This window comes from Candidatus Roseilinea sp. NK_OTU-006, from assembly GCF_012931985.1.
In the GTDB taxonomy this organism is placed as follows: Bacteria; Chloroflexota; Anaerolineae; order J036; family Brachytrichaceae; genus JAAFGM01.
Map to the genome: position 1 here is coordinate 71,161 of NZ_JAAFGM010000012.1, position 15,587 is coordinate 86,747.

Consider the following 15,587-nt stretch of genomic DNA (forward strand, 5'->3'; position numbering starts at 1 on the left):
ATGAAAGCGATCATTTTCGACGCGAAGAAATACGACCGCGAAACGCTGCAGGCCGCAAATCAGGCGAGCGGCGCGCCCCATGAGCTGATCTTTGTGGAGTCGCAGTTGAACGCGCAGACTGCTGCGTTGGCCGACGGCTTTCGCGCAATCAGCATCTTCGTCAACGACGATGCTTCCGCGCCGGTGTTGGAGCGCCTGGCGCGTGGCGGCGTCCGGCTGTTGGCGCTGCGCAGCACCGGCTTCAACCACGTAGATCTGAACGCCGCGGCGCGCTGCGGCATCACTGTGATGCGTGTGGCGCACTATTCGCCCTATGCCGTGGCCGAGTTCGCCGTCGGGTTGTTGCTGGCCGTCAACCGCAAGATCCATCGCGCCTACAACCGCATACGCGAGGGCAACTTTCTGCTCGACGGTTTGCAGGGCCGCGACATCCACGGCAGGACCGTCGGCGTGATCGGCACGGGGCGCATCGGCGCGGTGTTTGCCCGCATCATGGCCGGCTTCGGCGTCACACTGCTTGGCTACGACGTTGCGCCGAACCCCGAGTGCATCCAGCTCGGCATGCGTTACTGCCCGCTCGATGAGCTGCTCACGCAGTCGGATGTCGTCAGCTTGCATGCGCCGCTCTTGCCCGAGACTTATCACCTGATCAACGCTGAGGCGCTGGCCAAGATGAAACCCGGCGTAATCTTGATCAACACCAGCCGTGGGGCGTTGGTAGATGCCGAGGCGCTGATCGAGGCGCTCAAATCCGGCCACGTCGGTGCTGTCGGCCTCGATGTGTATGAGGAAGAGGACAACTTGTTCTTCCGCGACCGTTCTGACCAGATCATCACCGATGACGTGTTCGCCCGTTTGATGACTTTCCCTAATGTGCTGATCACCGGTCACCAAGCGTTCTTCACTCATGAAGCGTTGGCGCAGATCGCCGAGACGACCATCCGCAACCTCAGCGACTTCGAGGCCGGCTGTGCCAACGAAAATGTGTTGCTCCCGCGCTAGCCTTTGAGCACATGCCATCGCCGAGTGTGCAACACCTCTCCCAGTGGCCGGCGTATCAGGAATCGCCGGAGGCGGTGCTGGCGCGCCTGGGCGCCGATCCTGCGCATGGTTTGACTGCCGACGAGGCGGCGGCGCGTCTGCGCCAATATGGCCCGAACGAACTGGAATCGCCGCCGACCACGCCGGCCTGGCGCAAGTTTCTCGCCGGATTCCAGAACCCGCTCGTGATCTTATTGCTGGTCGCCGCGCTGATCTCGTTCGTTGCCTGGTTGATCGAGCGCGAATCCGAGCTGCCGTTCGAGGCCATCGCCATCCTCGTCATCGTGCTGCTGAATGCTGTGTTGGGCTTCATCCAAGAGGAGCGCGCCGAGCGGTCGGTTGCTGCGCTCAAGGCGATGTCGGCGGCGATGGCAACGGTGATGCGCGATGGACAGCGCCAGAAGATCCCGGCGCGCGAGGTGGTGCCCGGCGACATCCTGCTTGTGGAAGAAGGGGACACGATCGCGGCAGACGCGCGGCTGATCGAGGTGATTGGCTTGCAGGTTGCCGAGGCGGCGCTGACCGGCGAAAGCCTGCCCGTGGCGAAGTCGCTCGCCGCGATTCGTGAAGAAGTGGGTCTGGGCGACCGCCGCAACATGCTCTTCGCCGGCACCGCAGCGATCTATGGCCGGGCCCGCGCCGTCGTCACGGCGACCGGCATGCAGACCGAGATGGGCAAGATCGCCGGCCTGCTGCAACGCACTGAAGACACCGCCACGCCGCTACAAGCCGAGATCGAGCGCGTTGGCCGGGCGCTGGGCGTAGCGGTGATCGTCATCGCCATCATCATCATCGCCGTGGTCTTCCTCACGCAGCGGGTGACGACGGTGAAGGCCGTTGTGGATGTGCTGATCGTCGGCGTGTCGCTGGCGGTGGCAGCCGTGCCGGAGGGTCTGGCGACCGTCCTCACCATCGTGCTGGCGCTCGGCATGCAGCGGATGGCTCGGCGCAACGCCATCGTGCGCAAGCTGGCTGCCGTGGAGACGTTAGGTTCGGCCAATGTGATCTGCACCGACAAGACCGGCACGCTCACCCGCAACGAGATGACCGTGCGGACGGTGGTCACGGCCGGTGGGCGCGTCGCGTTTAGCGGCGCCGGTTATGCGCCCGAAGGTCAGGTCCTGGCCCAGGATGGTCGGCCGCTCACCGATCCGGTCTTGCGCGCTGAGGTCGGATATGCCCTGCGCGCGGCCGATCTGGCCAACAACAGCGTGCTGCAACCATGTGATGGTCGCTGGATTGTGCAGGGGGACCCGACGGAGGGCGCGCTACATGTCGCAGCCGCCAAGCTCGGTTTGCAACACGCGGCGCTCGAGCAGCGCTTCCCGCGCATCGGCGAAGTGCCGTTCTCCTCGGAGCGCAAGCTCATGAGCACGGTGCACGCCGACGCCCAGAAGCCAGAGCGCGCAGTGATCTTTGCCAAGGGCGCGCCGGACGTGCTGCTCGCCCGCTGTTGCGCCGAGCGCGTGGGTGAAGCGACACGACCGTTGACGGACGAGCGACGGCGGGAGATTCAGGCGTGTATAGACCAGCTCGCCGGCGAGGCGCTGCGCACGTTGGGCGTGGCCTTCCGCACCTGGCCGCGTGACCAGATTGGGGATGGGGTGATTGGCGAGGAGATCGAACGCGATTTCGTCTTCCTTGGCTTGATCGGGATGGTTGACCCGCCGCGGCCGGAAGCGCAGGATGCCGTGGCGCGCGCCCAACAGGCCGGCATCCGCGTGATCATGATCACCGGCGACCACCCGCTGACCGCCCAGGCCATCGCGACCGAACTGGGCATCATCGCGCCCGGCGGCCGGGTCATGACCGGCGCGGCGTTGGCGAAGCTGGATGAATCGGCGTTGCGCCAGGCCGTGCGCGAGGTCTCGGTCTATGCGCGCGTCAGCCCGGAGCACAAGCTGTGGATCGTGCGCGCCTTGAAGCAGAACGGCGATGTGGCAGCGATGACCGGCGACGGCGTGAACGACGCGCCGGCGCTCAAGCAGGCCGATATCGGTGTGGCGATGGGCATCACCGGAACGGATGTATCCAAAGAGGCCGCCGACATGATCCTCACCGACGACAACTTCGCCTCCATCGTCGCCGCGGTCGAAGAAGGGCGCGCGATTTTCTCCAACATTCGGAAATTCCTGCGCTATCTGTTGTCGTCCAACCTCGGCGAGGTGATGACGATGTTCTTCGGGCTGGTGTTCGCCACCCTGCTCGGCTTAGCGGCGGAGCACGCGGGCGCGCTGGTCTTGCCGCTGTTGGCCACGCAGATTCTATGGATCAACCTGGTGACCGACAGCGGTCCGGCGCTGGCCCTGGGCATCGATCCGCCGGCAGCCTATCTGATGCGCCGGCCGCCGCGCCCGCGCGACAAGGGCGTGGTTGATCGTGAGATGTGGGTAGGGCTGTTCTTCGTCGGTGCGATCATGGCGCTGGGCACGTTGTTCGTGTTCGACTACGCGCTGGTCGGCGGGTTGATCCCCGGCACAGGCGACCTGGTCTACGCCCGCACAATGTCATTCACCACGTTGGTGCTCTTCCAACTGTTCAATGTCTTCAATGCGCGTTCGGATCGGGAGAGCGCGTTTCACGGCCTGTTTCGCAATCCTTGGCTGTTGTTGGCCGTCGCGATCTCGCTCATCCTGCAAGCGCTCGTGGTTCATGTGCCGTTTTTGCAGCGCGCCTTTGGCACGGTTGGGTTGTCCCCAGGCGATTGGCTCGTTTGCGTGGCCACCGCCAGCAGCGTCATCTGGGCTCGCGAGTTGTTCAAGGCCGTCGTTCGCCGCGCGCGATTCGGCTAGACTCCCTCGGGGCCTGTTGCTCACTCATGCAGTCAGCCGGGCGAAGATAGTATTGCGCATCTTCGCCGGTTGGCCAGCACACCCGAACAACGATTACAAGTATCATCCCCAGCAACAATTCGGAGCGCAAAACGACGATGGTCTCTTCCGATGCATTCAAGCAGGTGATGCGGCGCTGGGCCAGCACGGTCACCATTATCACCACTAAGGCCGGCGACACGATCTACGGGCTGACGGCGACCGCGTTCTCATCGCTCAGCGTCAACCCGCCCGAAGTCTTCGTCAGCATCAACAAGCAAACGCGCACCCATCCGCTAATCGAGCAGGGCGGCGTGTTTTGCGTGAACTTCCTCGCGCCGGAGATGACCCACATCTCCGACCGCTTCGCCGGCCGCTACCCGAACGAGGAGCGCTTCCAAGATGTGCGCTATCGCGCCGAAGCGACCGGCGCGCCGGTGCTCGACGATGCCATCGCTTATCTCGATTGCGCCGTGGCGCGCGCGCTCGACGCCGGCGATCACACCATTTTCATCGGCTTGGTGCAAGCTTCCGGCGTGCAGCGCCCCGACGACGCGCCGCTGCTCTACTTCAACGGCCGCTACCATCGCCTCGGCGATGCGGCAACCTGACGCCCTGACGGACCCCCGCGACCGATCCATGATTCGTGACCGATGACTCGCCAGCAACAGCCGACGACTCGCCACCAGCAACTTGCGCTCGGCGACCCGCGACCGCACACCGGACTCTCCGCCATCGCCGCCGCATTTGCCCACGCTAAGGCTGAGGGCCGGCCGGCGCTCATGCCCTATTGGTCGCTGGGCTATCCCGACGTTGAAACGTCGCTGCGCGTGATCGAAGCTATCGCCCACGCCGGCGCCGACCTGATCGAACTCGGTGTGCCGTTCAGCGACCCGCTGGCCGACGGCCCGGTCATCCAGCGCGCCAATCAGATCGCCCTCGAGCGCGGCATCACCGTGAGCCGAGGCATGCAGATCGCTGCGCGCGCCCGCGCAGCCGGCGTCTCCATCCCCTTCCTGGCGATGGGCTACCTCAACCCCCTCATTGCCTACGGCGAGGCGCGCTACGTGGCCGACTGGCAGCGCGCCGGCGCCGATGGGTTGATCGTGCCCGACCTGCCGCCGGAGGAGTGCGACACGCTCAAGCGTGAGTGCGACGCGCGCCAGATGGCGCTGGTGCAGTTCACGGCCCCCACCAGCACCGACGCCCGCATCGGCCTAGCGGCGAAGTACGCCAGCGGGTTCATCTACATCGTCTCGGTGACCGGCGTGACCGGCGCGCGCGACCGGCTGGCCGAAGGGCTGCGCGACTACGTGGAGCGCGTCAAGGTCCACGCCGCAGGCAAGCCTGTCGTGGTTGGCTTTGGCATCAGCAAGCCGGAGCACGTGCGCGAGGTCGGCCAGTTTGCCGACGGCGTGATCGTGGCCAGCGCGCTGCTCAAGCACGCCGGCGACGCGCCCGACCCGGCCCGAGCAGCATACGAGTTCGTCTCTGGCCTGCGATACTGGGGATGATCCCGCGCCCGCGCTTTCACTTCACCGCCCTGCAAGGCTGGCTGAACGACCCCAACGGCCTGGTCTATTTCGACGGCGAGTGGCACTTGTTCTACCAGCACAACCCGTTCGGCAACGACTGGGGACACATGAGCTGGGGGCACGCCATCAGTCGCGACCTGGTGCAGTGGGAGCATTTGCCGGTGGCGCTGCTCGAACAGCCCGAATACATGATCTTCTCCGGCAGCGCAGCGGTGGACTGGGGCCACACGAGCGGCTTTGGCGATGGCGCCCGTCCGCCGCTGGTCGCCGCCTACACTGCGCACAGCCCGCGCGAGCAAACCCAGCACATCGCCTTCAGCCTCGACCGCGGGCGCACGTGGGCGCCCTACAGCGGCAACCCGGTCATCGCCATCGGCTCGCGCGAGTTCCGCGACCCCAAGCTGTTTTGGCACGCGCCGTCGCAGCGCTGGGTCATGGCCTGTGTGCTGGCCGATCAGCACCGGGTGCGCTTCTACGGCTCGCCTAACCTGCGCGACTGGCATCACCTGAGCGACTTCGGCCCTGCCGGTGCGACCGCCGGCGTGTGGGAGTGCCCCGATCTCTTTCCGTTGCCAATCGAAGGCGAGCCGGCGCAGCAGCGCTGGGTGCTCAAGGTGGACGAACAGCACTTCGGCGCGCAGTACTTCATCGGCGTGTTCGACGGGGAGCGATTTGCCTGCGACGACCCGCCGGATGTTGTCCGGCGCGTGGACTTCGGCAGAGACTTCTACGCTGCGCAAAGTTGGAACGACGCGCCCGATGGCCGGCGCATCTGGCTAGCCTGGATGAGCCACTGGGACTATGCCGCGCGGACGCCGACCGCGCCTTGGCGCGGCATGATGAGCGCGCCGCGCGAGCTGGCGCTGCGCCGCACCGGCGACGGGCTGCTGCACCTCACCCAGCGCCCGGCGCGTGAGCTGCACCGGCTGCGACGCGCGCACTGGCGCATCGAGGATTCGCCCATCGGGGCGGCCAACGACCGGCTGCGCGCCCTGGGCGCACGCGGGACGGCGCTGGAGATCGGCGCGACGTTCGCGTGTTTGGATGGTGCTGAGTTCGGCGTGAAGGTGCGCGCCGGCGCTGCGGAGGAGACCGTCATCGGCTACAGCCCCGCCGAGGGACGCTTGTTCGTGGATCGCAGCCGGTCGGGCGACGTGAGCTTCTCGCCGCGCTTCGACGAGTGGCACGCCGCGCCCTGCGCGTTGCGCGACGGCACGCTTACGCTTCATATCCTCGTGGATGCCTGTTCGGTCGAGGGATTCGCCGATGATGGGCGCGCCGTCATCAGCGATTTGATCTTCCCCCGCCCGGAGAGCGACGGCCTGGCCATCTTCGGTGAAGGGGCAACTCGCGTGCAGTCGCTAGACGTGTGGGCGTTGGCGTAAGCGCCCTTGGCGGCAACCCAGCCCGCGCACGACGTGCTGAATCGCCGCGCTGATGCGATCCAAGGTGTAGCCGTTGGCGACGTGCAGAAAGCTGAACACGGGCGGGTGCGTCGGCGCGAGCAGGACGTCGGCGATGACCGGCAGGTCGAGGCCGGCTTCGATCTCGCCGTCTCGCTCGGCGCCTTGCAGCAGTCCTATGACGGTCATGCGTTGCCACTGGAAGGGCGCGCCGGTCGGGCTTTCCGGCAGCATCACCTCGCGCTGCGCCGCGCACAGCAGCGGCGCGTGCCGGGCGTTGAAGCGCACCACCGCGTCAAGGAACCACAGCAACTGCTCCAGCTTGCGTTCGCGCCGGGCGCTCATCTCGCGCAACGCGCTCAACGTGCGATCCTGAAACTCGGCCATCTGCGCGTCGAGCAACGCCAAGCACAGCTCGCCCTTGTTGACGAAGTGGCGATAGAGCGTGCCCTGGCCGACCCGCGCGGCCTTGGCGATATCGGCCATATGCACGTTGGCGACCCCGCGTTTGACGAATAGCCTCTCTGCGGTCGCCAGGATGCGCTGACGATTTGCCACCGCGTCGGCGCGTTCGGCGCGCTGCGGCGCTTCGGTCAGAATCGGCAAGGAGGTGCTGCTTCGTTTCATAGGTCGCTCCTGGACGCCAACGCCCGGTGGGGCATCCGCTGCTGCTAGTGTAGTCGCTTTGCGCAGCGGGCGCTAGGGGGAAGTGCCGTTTGCACCGCTTGACAAACGGACAAGTGTCCGTTAGATTATCCCCATAAACGGACAAATGTCCTCTTAAACGAGATTCACGAAAGGAGATGACCGACGATGAGCTGGATACTCGACACCGCGCACACGAGCGTGAAGTTCTCGGCGCGCCACATGATGATCAGCACGGTTGCCGGCCAATTCAGCCGGGTGAGCGGCACGGTGGACTTCGACGAGGCAGCGCCGGAGAAGACGCAGGTCCACGTCAAGATCGCGGCGGACAGCCTGGATACGAAGGATGAGCGGCGCGACGCGCACTTGAAGTCGCCCGACTTCCTCGACGTAGCCAACTACCCCGACATCGAATTCAAGAGCACGGGCGTGGAGCGCACCGGCGAGCGCACTGCCAAGCTGCACGGCGACCTGACCATCCGCGGCGTGACCCGGCCGGTGACGTTGGACGTCGAGTACCTCGGCAAGGCCAAGTCACCCTGGGGCACGTGGAACGCCGGTTTCGAGGCCACGGGCAAGATCAACCGCGAGGACTGGGGACTGAACTGGAACATGCTGCTGGAGACCGGCGGCTGGCTCGTCGGTAAGGAAGTCAAGATCGAGATCGCTGCTGAACTCATCCAGCAGCAGGAGCAGCCCGCTGCGGTGGAGGCAACGCCGGCGTGAGCAGATAGGATGACGTGGGCCGGCGCAAGCTGGCCCGCGTCGTTGTGAGAAGCGCGTATGGCGAGCAACACCTTGTCCCCTTCTACCCCATCACGCACGTCGTTCGGGACGACGGCTAAGGCCGCCGCGCTCGGCGCAGGCATCGCCATCGCCGGCAATCTTGCGTTGCTGCTGATCGCGAATATCCTGAGCATCCCACTCACGGTCATGGCCGGCCCGCCCGGGCCCGACGCGCCGATCATGTCCCTCGGTCCGTTGCCGGTGATCGTGTCTAGCGCCCTGCCGGCGTTGGCCGGCGCGTTCATCTACCGAGTGCTCACGAAGATCAGCGCCAGGGGACGCCGGATTTTCATCGCCGTCGCCGTTGCCGTGTTCCTGCTCTCGCTACTGCCCATCTTTGCACAGCCTTTGACGCCCGCCGGAATGGCCATCTTGGCGCTGATGCATCTCGTCGCCGCGGCGGGGATCACATGGGCGCTCGTCTCGCGCGCATAGCCGCAGGGTTCGACAGCCTGCGCTCCACGGAGCTATACTCGATTCATGGGCGAGCCACCCATCCACCCACAAACTGCGATCGGCCATGTGCACCTGAAGGTGAGCGATCTGGAGCGCGCCGTGCGCTTCTACACCGAGGTGATGGGCTTCGAGCTGATGCAGCGCTGGGGTGACAGCGCTGCTTTTTTGTCCGCCGGCGGCTATCACCACCACATCGGCCTGAACACTTGGGAGAGCCGCGGCGCTGCTCCGCCGCCGCGCCGCACCACCGGCCTGTATCACTTCGCCATCCTCTATCCAAACCGCAAGGAGCTGGCGCGCGCCTTCAAGCGCCTGCTCGACCATGGATGGCCGATCGAAGGGGCCAGCGACCACGGTGTGAGCGAGGCCATCTATTTGCGCGACCCGGATGGCAACGGCATCGAGATCTACCGCGACCGGCCGCGCGAGGAATGGCCGCGTGGTGCGGACGGCACACTGGCCATGCACAACGCGCCGCTCGACTTCGCCAGCTTGCTGGCCGAGCTGGAGGCCGAGCCGGGCTGAAGCCGCTCACGCCACATCGAGCAGCACTTTCAGCACGCCCGACTGTTGCGCATGTTCGATGGCTTGTGCACCTTGCGCCAGCGGATAGCGGGCGTGGATGAGCGAACGCACATCCACCCGCTTCTGTGCTAGCAAGCGCAGCGCAGCAGCGAACGGCCCACAGCGTGAACCGACGATCGTGATCTCGTCCACCACGATCATCGTCAGGTTCACCTGCGGCAGGCCGTGGTAGGTGCTCTTCAACACCAGCGTCCCGCGCGGGCGCAGCAACCGGCGGGCGTGCTCGAAGCCGACCGGCGAGCCGGTGCACTCCACGACGACGTCGAACGCACGCAGCGGGGCTTCCTGGATAGATGCGGTGCGGATGCCGCGGTCGCGCGCAATCGCCAGCTTGTTGTCGTGCTTGCCGATCACGGTCAGCTCGCACGGCGCGGCAGCGGCAATGACCTGCGCGCACAGCAAGCCAAGCTTGCCATCGCCCAGCACGGCGACGTGAGCGGTGGGTTGGATGTGCACCTGTTCGAGGATCTGGCAGGCAGCGGCCAACGGCTCGACGAAGACGGCTTCGTCGTCGCTCACGCCGTCCGGCACGCGGTGCAAGTTGACGACGGGGAGCACGGTGTAATCGGCGAATGCGCCGTCGCGCCGGTCAATGCCCAGCGTGTTGCGCGTCGGGTCTTGTGCGCGCTCAAAGGCGTTGCGCGCAGGCGAGTCGCACGGCACGCAATTGATCTCGCCGACGACGCGGTCGCCGATGCGGATGTGGGGGGCGGCGCCGGGTAACGGGTTGAGCGACTCGACTATGCCGACGAACTCATGACCCAGCACGCCGCGAAAGCCGAAGTAGCCTTTGAGGATCTCCACGTCGGTGTTGCAGATGCCGCCGCGCGTGATGCGAATGCGCGCCTCGCCCGGTGGCGGTTCGGGCGTCGGATAGTCTTCGCGATAGGTCAACTGGTCGGCGACGACAAGCGCGCGCATGGACGTAGCTTACAACATTTTGCCCGGCTGCCTACCGCCGACGCCGTCGTAGGGCGATGCCCACTGCCGAGGCGATGGGCATCACTACCAGCAGGCAGGCCACGCCGATGAGGAAGGCTTCGCCGGGGCCGACCATCGTCATGGCGCCCATTCTTGCACATTGGCCGCGCGCCCATGCCGGGCATGGTTCGGCTTGCTGCGCGGCTTAACCCTGACGGTGGGCGCGTTATACACTATGGGCAAGGAATTCTGGTTGGATGCGTAGCTTCGGCCCTTATACCAACCTGGTGGAGATCGGACGGGGCGGTATGGCTGCGGTCTATCGCGCCACGGGGCCGGATGGCCGGCTGGTCGCGCTGAAGTTACTGCCGCCGCACCTAGCTGCCGACCCAACGATGCGCATGCGCTTCGAGCAGGAGAGTCGCCTGGGCCTGGATCATCCGAATATCGTGCGCGTCAACCGGTCGGGCATTGTAGATGGCACGCCGTACATTGAGATGGAATATGTGGCGGGTGAGTCGCTCGACCGATTGGTTGCGCGCGCCGGGCCGCTCTCGCCAGAGGCGACGGCGCGCATCTTGCTCGATGCCGGACGCGCCTTGGATTATGCGCACGGGCGCGGGGTGATTCACCGCGACGTTAAACCCAGCAACGTCATCGTCCGGACGGACGGCACCGCCGTGCTGGCCGACTTCGGCGTGGCCAAGGCGGTGGGTGTCACTGCCTATACGGCCACGATGACGCGTGTCGGATCGGTGTTCTTCATGTCGCCGGAGCAGGCCGCCGGCGTCTTCGAGGTCACGCCAGCATCCGATATCTACTCACTGGGCGCAACGGCATACTATGCGTTAACCGGTCATGCGCCGTTCGAGGCCGGCAGTGATGTGGCGATTGCGCGGCAGCACATCGAGCAGTTGCCCCCGCACGTCAGCGATCTATGGCCCGCCGTCCCACGCGCTGTCGGCGATGTGGTGATGTGGGCGTTGCAAAAGTCGCCGTCGCAGCGGCCAGCGTCTGCAGGCGCGCTTGCCCGCAGCTTTGCTGCAGCGCTTCGCGCGCCGTTGCCAACGTCGCCTCGCCCTCAAGCAGCGCCCGAGCGGGCGCCTGCCCACGTCGGCAGTCCGATGCCGGTGGATGCGGTGCTGGAGCGCAACGAACGCATGCCGACCTGGGTGCTGGCAGGCATTGTTGGGGTGGCTGCGTTGGCGTGCTTGGCGGTGTTGCTTGTCTGGGCTTTGCCCTCGAGCCAACCGACCCTGCGGCCTGCCACCACGCGCGCGTTGTCACAAGCGACGGCGCGCCCGGCGCTGTCCATCTTCACGGTGCAACCGGCTGACACGCCGGCCAGCATACCGGCGCTGGCGACGGCGACGCCGAGGACAATGGTGACCGTCCTGGCTGTGCCGATTGCGACCGCTACGCCGCAGAAGGGCCGCCCCACGCCGGCGCCGACGCGCGCGCCGATCGTTCCGCTTACGCCGATCATGTCGGACGCGACGCTGCCTCCTCCGCCGCGGGTGACCAGCACGCCTCTCCCATCGCCTCTGCCGACGCCTGCAATTATCATGGTGACAGCAGGTCCGTAGGGGGAGCGGGCGCGCACATATAATCCCGCCTGATGGATGACCTCTCCAAAGTTGCCCGCGAAGTGCGCGCCTGCGCGTTGTGCGGATTATCAGCCAGCCGCAAGAACGCTGTCCCTGGGGAAGGCCCCGCTCGTGCCGAGGTCATGCTGATCGGCGAGGGGCCGGGTTTTCACGAAGATCAACAAGGTCGGCCGTTCGTTGGCCCGTCGGGGCAATTTTTGACCGAGTTGCTGGCCAGCGCCGGATACAAGCGCGAAGACGTGTTCATTACGAACGTAGTGAAGTGCCGTCCACCCGGCAACCGCGATCCCCTACCCGAAGAAATCCAGGCGTGTTCTCAATACCTCGATCGTCAGATCGCGTTGGTCAACCCGAGGGTCATTGTCACGTTGGGGCGATTCTCGATGGCCAAGTGGTTCCCTGGTCAGAAGATCTCTGCGGTGCACGGCAAAGCCAAGTGCGTGGATGGGCGCGTGATTGTGGCCATGTTTCATCCGGCGGCAGCGTTGCACCAGCAATCGCTGCGCAGTCGGATCGAGGAGGACTTCCGCCGACTGCCGGAGATCGTCAAGTCGGCGCTGGCCGAGGAAGCGCGCGCAACACCCAAGCCGCCCGACAGCGCAGGCGAACAGCTCAGCCTGTTCTGACGGCAGAGATGCCCCTAGCGCCATGGCTGCGGCTCGTCCGAACCCTTGGCTGCTTGCGGCGCGACCCCGGACACTGCCGGCGTCCATCTCGCCTGTGATCGTCGGGACGGCGCTGGTGTTGCGCGAAGGCCGGTTCAATCCGCTGATTTTCGTCGCGACGTTGTCAGCCGCTATCTTGTTGCAGGTTGGTGCGAACTACGCGAACGATGTGTTCGACTACATCCACGGCGCCGACCGAACACGGCATGGGCCCATGCGCGTTACGCAGAGCGGCTTGCTCACCCCGCGCCAGATGCTGCTGGGCACCGCAGTCGTATTTGGCCTGGCGGCTTTGGTAGGGGTTTATCTGGCGCTCGTCGGCGGCTGGCCGATCTTGCTGATCGGCGCGCTGTCCATCATTTTTGCTTTGGCGTATACGGCCGGACCCTTCCCACTGGCCTATCGCGGCCTGGGCGATCTGCTCGCGTTTCTCTTCTTCGGCGTAGTCGCCGTGATGGGCACTTACTTCCTGCAGTCCGGGCGGTTCACGCCCATTGCGTTCATCGTCTCGCTGCCGAACGCGCTCTTGGCCACGGCCATCATCGTGGTCAACAACCTGCGCGACCTGGATACCGACCGCGAAGCCGGCAAACGTACGCTGGCCGTGCACATCGGCGACCGTGCCACGCGCGTCGAGTACACGCTCATGCTGGTCGGCGCATACCTCGTTCCGCTTGCGCTGTGCGTTGTTGGCGCTGTGGGGGTGTGGGCTTGGCTGCTGCCGTGGGCGAGTGCGCCGATTGCATGGACGCTAGCGCGCCAGCTTTGGCGCACGCCGCGCAGCCCTGCGCTCAACCCCATCTTGGCGCGCACGGCGCGGCTCAACCTGATCTTCTCGATTTTGTTGGCGGTCGGTTGGGTGGTGGGATGAACGAACACTCCAAGCGCGTGCAAGCGATGTTCTCCCGCATCACGCGGCGCTACGACTTGATGAACCGTATGATGACCGGCGGGCGGGACCAGGCCTGGCGGCGCATCGCTGCGCGCGAACTGGGGCTGAGCGCCGGCGCACTGGTGCTCGACCTGGCTACGGGCACCGGCGACCTCGCTTTTGCTGTCGGCGAGGCGTACCCCGGTGCGCGTGTGATAGCCGTGGACTTCTCGGAGACTATCCTGCGCGAGGGCGTGCGCAAGGGGCGTCGGCGCGATGCACGAAACATCGCCTGGGGCGTGGGCGATGCGTTGGCCTTGCCCTTTCCCGACGCGACCTTCGACGGTTGCACGAACGCCTTCTTGCTGCGCAACGTGGTGGACCTGCCGCTGTGCCTGCGCGAGATGCGGCGCGTGGTGAAGCCCGGCGGGCGTGTGGTGTGCATGGAGATCACGCATCCGCAAGCGGCGATCTTCAAGCAGCTCTTCTGGGCCTACTTTGGCACGTTAGTTCCGATCATCGGCGGCGCGATTGCTGGCGATTGGCAGGCGTATCGCTATTTGCCTAACTCGCTCATGCGCTTCCCGCCGGCTGAGCCGCTCAAACAGCTCATGCAAGAAGTGGGCTATCGCCATGTGCATTACCGCCTGTTGGGAATGGGGGCGATGGCGATCCATATCGGTGAAGTGTGATTCTGAGAAGCATCACCGATCTGGCGAGAAAGTGAACCTGAATTGCTCGACCTTGAACGCGCTGAATGAATCTCTGCCGACACCGCTGCGCGCTGCAACGCCCCTCGGCAAGCGCGGCCTGCCTTCCAACCGCATGAAACAGCAAACGTAGGACAGGATTTCTGGCCTGTCCTAGACAGCCTGAAAGGCTGTCCCCAAAAGGCAAGCCTGCTGTTTCTTAGCAATGGGTTTGTTGAACGTGCTCGAAGCCGTCCGGCTGCATGCCCCAGAGTTGAAAGTAGAGGACAACCAGCCCAAGTTGTTTGCCCCGCCTGCGCCGGCACAGCGGGGATTTAGCAATCTGCCGATGGACCTTCGTACGCGCCGAATACTCGCGCCCAACGTTACAGTACGCTGGTGTGGGGCGTGCCGGCCATCCACGCTAACACGCGCCAAATGCGTCGAATGGACGTAGGCACGCTGTTCGCATCCACGTGTGAGGCAGCGCGACGATTCGGATGTGCCGAGCCGGGCGATGCGGTTGTGGTCACTGCAGTTTGCCGCTGGGTAGCAGCTCGGGCCATACCAATACGATCAGGAGCATGAAGGTGCGCAGGTGAAAGTTGGGTGGTGCGCGCAGTGCTGAGGCCATGCTAGAATGCCGTACTTGGCTCATGCCATCAGTTGCCCTCGCGCGTGATCCACTTGGGCGAGAGGCGACTGTTCACTCAAACGCATTCCGTTGGTTCGGCATCCCATGATCAGACGTCTCGTCCCCTTGTTTGCGCTCGTCTTTGTCTTCGTGCTTGCCTGGACGGTGCTGTCCTCCGACCCAGCGCCACTTGGCCCGCTCAACAGTCCACTGGTCATGCCGGTCAAATATGTGACCGACCCCGATGAAACGCTGGTTATGACGGATACCGCTCAGAGCGGGAGCGTGGTCACATACACGCTGGTGCTTAGCGGTACCCACCAAGATGTTTCAGTTGTGGTGACCGATGTGGTCGGTAGCAACGGCACCGTGCTTGCTGGGACAAGTGCATCAACGTCTGGCAGCCCGCCCGTCATCGCTGGTAATGTAGTGACCTGGACGGGGGTCGTTTCGGCTAATGCCATGGTGACGCTCAGCTTCCAAGTGCAACTGACGCGCACTGTAGCGACTACTGCGCTAATCAATTTCTTCTATGGGAATAACCTGACGGGCGCATCGAATGTTGTGACCACCACGATTGAGCCTTATCGCGCTCATTTGCCCCTTGTGCGACGCCAGACATCCCACAAGGTGTACTTCCCTCTTATTCGCACACTGTAGAACTGGACATTAGCAAAAAAGGTATGACTGCGCGTGGACTTGATTCGCGAAAACAAGTTGGGGCGCGGGCCATGCTTTTTTTGCCAGTGTCCAGTCAGCCATGAAGCTATCCTCGAATGCGTAGAGGGACTCTATATCGTCCCGCCTGCGTTATACCAACTGCCACATCAAGGCGTGCTAAATAAGGACAGGGCCTGGACGTTGTCTTTGATCCAACGCCAATCAACCAGCCTGCGAAGTGCGTCGGCGTCGTCAGCTAACGCATGCAATATCTGCTCG

At 64.8% G+C, this 15,587-nt stretch carries 15 protein-coding genes; 13 read left to right on the forward strand and 2 right to left on the reverse strand.

The window, feature by feature from the left end:
- The 5 genes from GXH28_RS08585 (at window position 1) to GXH28_RS08605 (ending at window position 6,771) form a co-directional block, all read left to right on the forward strand.
- Complete coding sequence (locus GXH28_RS08585; RefSeq protein WP_169238614.1) at window positions 1-1,002, forward strand: 2-hydroxyacid dehydrogenase; 1,002 nt, start codon at window positions 1-3, stop codon at window positions 1,000-1,002.
- Window positions 1,003-1,013: 11 nt separating this feature from the next.
- On the forward strand, window positions 1,014-3,833 hold the full coding sequence (locus GXH28_RS08590) for a cation-translocating P-type ATPase (protein ID WP_169238615.1): 2,820 nt from the start codon (window positions 1,014-1,016) through the stop codon (window positions 3,831-3,833).
- 137 nt (window positions 3,834-3,970) lie between these two features.
- On the forward strand, window positions 3,971-4,462 hold the full coding sequence (locus GXH28_RS08595; protein WP_169238616.1) for a flavin reductase family protein: 492 nt from the start codon (window positions 3,971-3,973) through the stop codon (window positions 4,460-4,462).
- A gap of 42 nt (window positions 4,463-4,504) precedes the next feature.
- Window positions 4,505-5,365, forward strand: a complete 861-nt coding sequence (trpA, locus tag GXH28_RS08600) for a tryptophan synthase subunit alpha (protein WP_169238617.1) — start codon at window positions 4,505-4,507, stop codon at window positions 5,363-5,365.
- Window positions 5,362-6,771 carry a glycoside hydrolase family 32 protein gene (locus GXH28_RS08605; RefSeq protein ID WP_169238618.1) on the forward strand — a complete coding sequence of 470 codons (1,410 nt, stop codon included), beginning with the start codon at window positions 5,362-5,364 and terminating at the stop codon, window positions 6,769-6,771. The genes trpA and GXH28_RS08605 overlap by 4 nt, the downstream gene beginning before the upstream one ends.
- On the opposite strand, the gene GXH28_RS08610 is transcribed toward GXH28_RS08605, so the two are convergent.
- Window positions 6,748-7,416, reverse strand: a complete 669-nt coding sequence (locus tag GXH28_RS08610; protein WP_169238619.1) for a TetR/AcrR family transcriptional regulator — start codon at window positions 7,414-7,416, stop codon at window positions 6,748-6,750. The two genes, GXH28_RS08605 and GXH28_RS08610, sit on opposite strands and share 24 nt — an antisense overlap.
- A gap of 186 nt (window positions 7,417-7,602) precedes the next feature.
- Between GXH28_RS08610 and GXH28_RS08615 the strand changes: the two genes are divergently transcribed.
- The 3 genes from GXH28_RS08615 to GXH28_RS08625 are packed head-to-tail and all read left to right on the forward strand — an operon-like array spanning window position 7,603 to window position 9,201.
- Window positions 7,603-8,160 (forward strand): YceI family protein, encoded by a 558-nt coding sequence (locus tag GXH28_RS08615; protein WP_169238620.1) that lies wholly within the window; start codon window positions 7,603-7,605, stop codon window positions 8,158-8,160.
- 57 nt (window positions 8,161-8,217) lie between these two features.
- The gene (locus GXH28_RS08620; protein ID WP_169238621.1) at window positions 8,218-8,655 is read left to right on the forward strand and encodes a DUF6069 family protein; all 438 of its coding nucleotides are present in this window, start codon (window positions 8,218-8,220) and stop codon (window positions 8,653-8,655) included.
- A 45-nt stretch (window positions 8,656-8,700) separates the two neighbouring features.
- On the forward strand, window positions 8,701-9,201 hold the full coding sequence (locus GXH28_RS08625) for a VOC family protein (protein WP_169238622.1): 501 nt from the start codon (window positions 8,701-8,703) through the stop codon (window positions 9,199-9,201).
- A gap of 6 nt (window positions 9,202-9,207) precedes the next feature.
- Here GXH28_RS08625 and GXH28_RS08630 read toward each other — a convergent pair whose 3' ends face one another.
- Entirely contained in the window at window positions 9,208-10,182 is a 975-nt protein-coding gene (locus GXH28_RS08630) for an MDR/zinc-dependent alcohol dehydrogenase-like family protein (RefSeq protein WP_169238623.1), read from the reverse strand.
- 257 nt (window positions 10,183-10,439) lie between these two features.
- Between GXH28_RS08630 and GXH28_RS08635 the strand changes: the two genes are divergently transcribed.
- From GXH28_RS08635 to GXH28_RS08655, 5 genes are all read left to right on the forward strand, one after another.
- A complete protein-coding gene (locus GXH28_RS08635) occupies window positions 10,440-11,768 on the forward strand; it encodes a serine/threonine-protein kinase (RefSeq protein WP_169238624.1) in 1,329 nt (442 codons plus the stop codon).
- A gap of 32 nt (window positions 11,769-11,800) precedes the next feature.
- Window positions 11,801-12,415: a uracil-DNA glycosylase gene (locus GXH28_RS08640; RefSeq protein WP_169238625.1), complete on the forward strand. Its 615-nt coding sequence runs from the start codon at window positions 11,801-11,803 to the stop codon at window positions 12,413-12,415.
- Between the two features lie 22 nt (window positions 12,416-12,437).
- Complete coding sequence (locus GXH28_RS08645; protein ID WP_169238626.1) at window positions 12,438-13,325, forward strand: 1,4-dihydroxy-2-naphthoate polyprenyltransferase; 888 nt, start codon at window positions 12,438-12,440, stop codon at window positions 13,323-13,325.
- Window positions 13,322-14,017, forward strand: a complete 696-nt coding sequence (locus GXH28_RS08650; protein WP_169238627.1) for a ubiquinone/menaquinone biosynthesis methyltransferase — start codon at window positions 13,322-13,324, stop codon at window positions 14,015-14,017. Before GXH28_RS08645 ends, GXH28_RS08650 begins: the two co-directional genes overlap by 4 nt.
- Window positions 14,018-14,753: 736 nt before the next feature.
- Window positions 14,754-15,308 (forward strand): hypothetical protein, encoded by a 555-nt coding sequence (locus tag GXH28_RS08655; protein WP_169238628.1) that lies wholly within the window; start codon window positions 14,754-14,756, stop codon window positions 15,306-15,308.
- Window positions 15,309-15,587 lie beyond the last annotated feature (279 nt).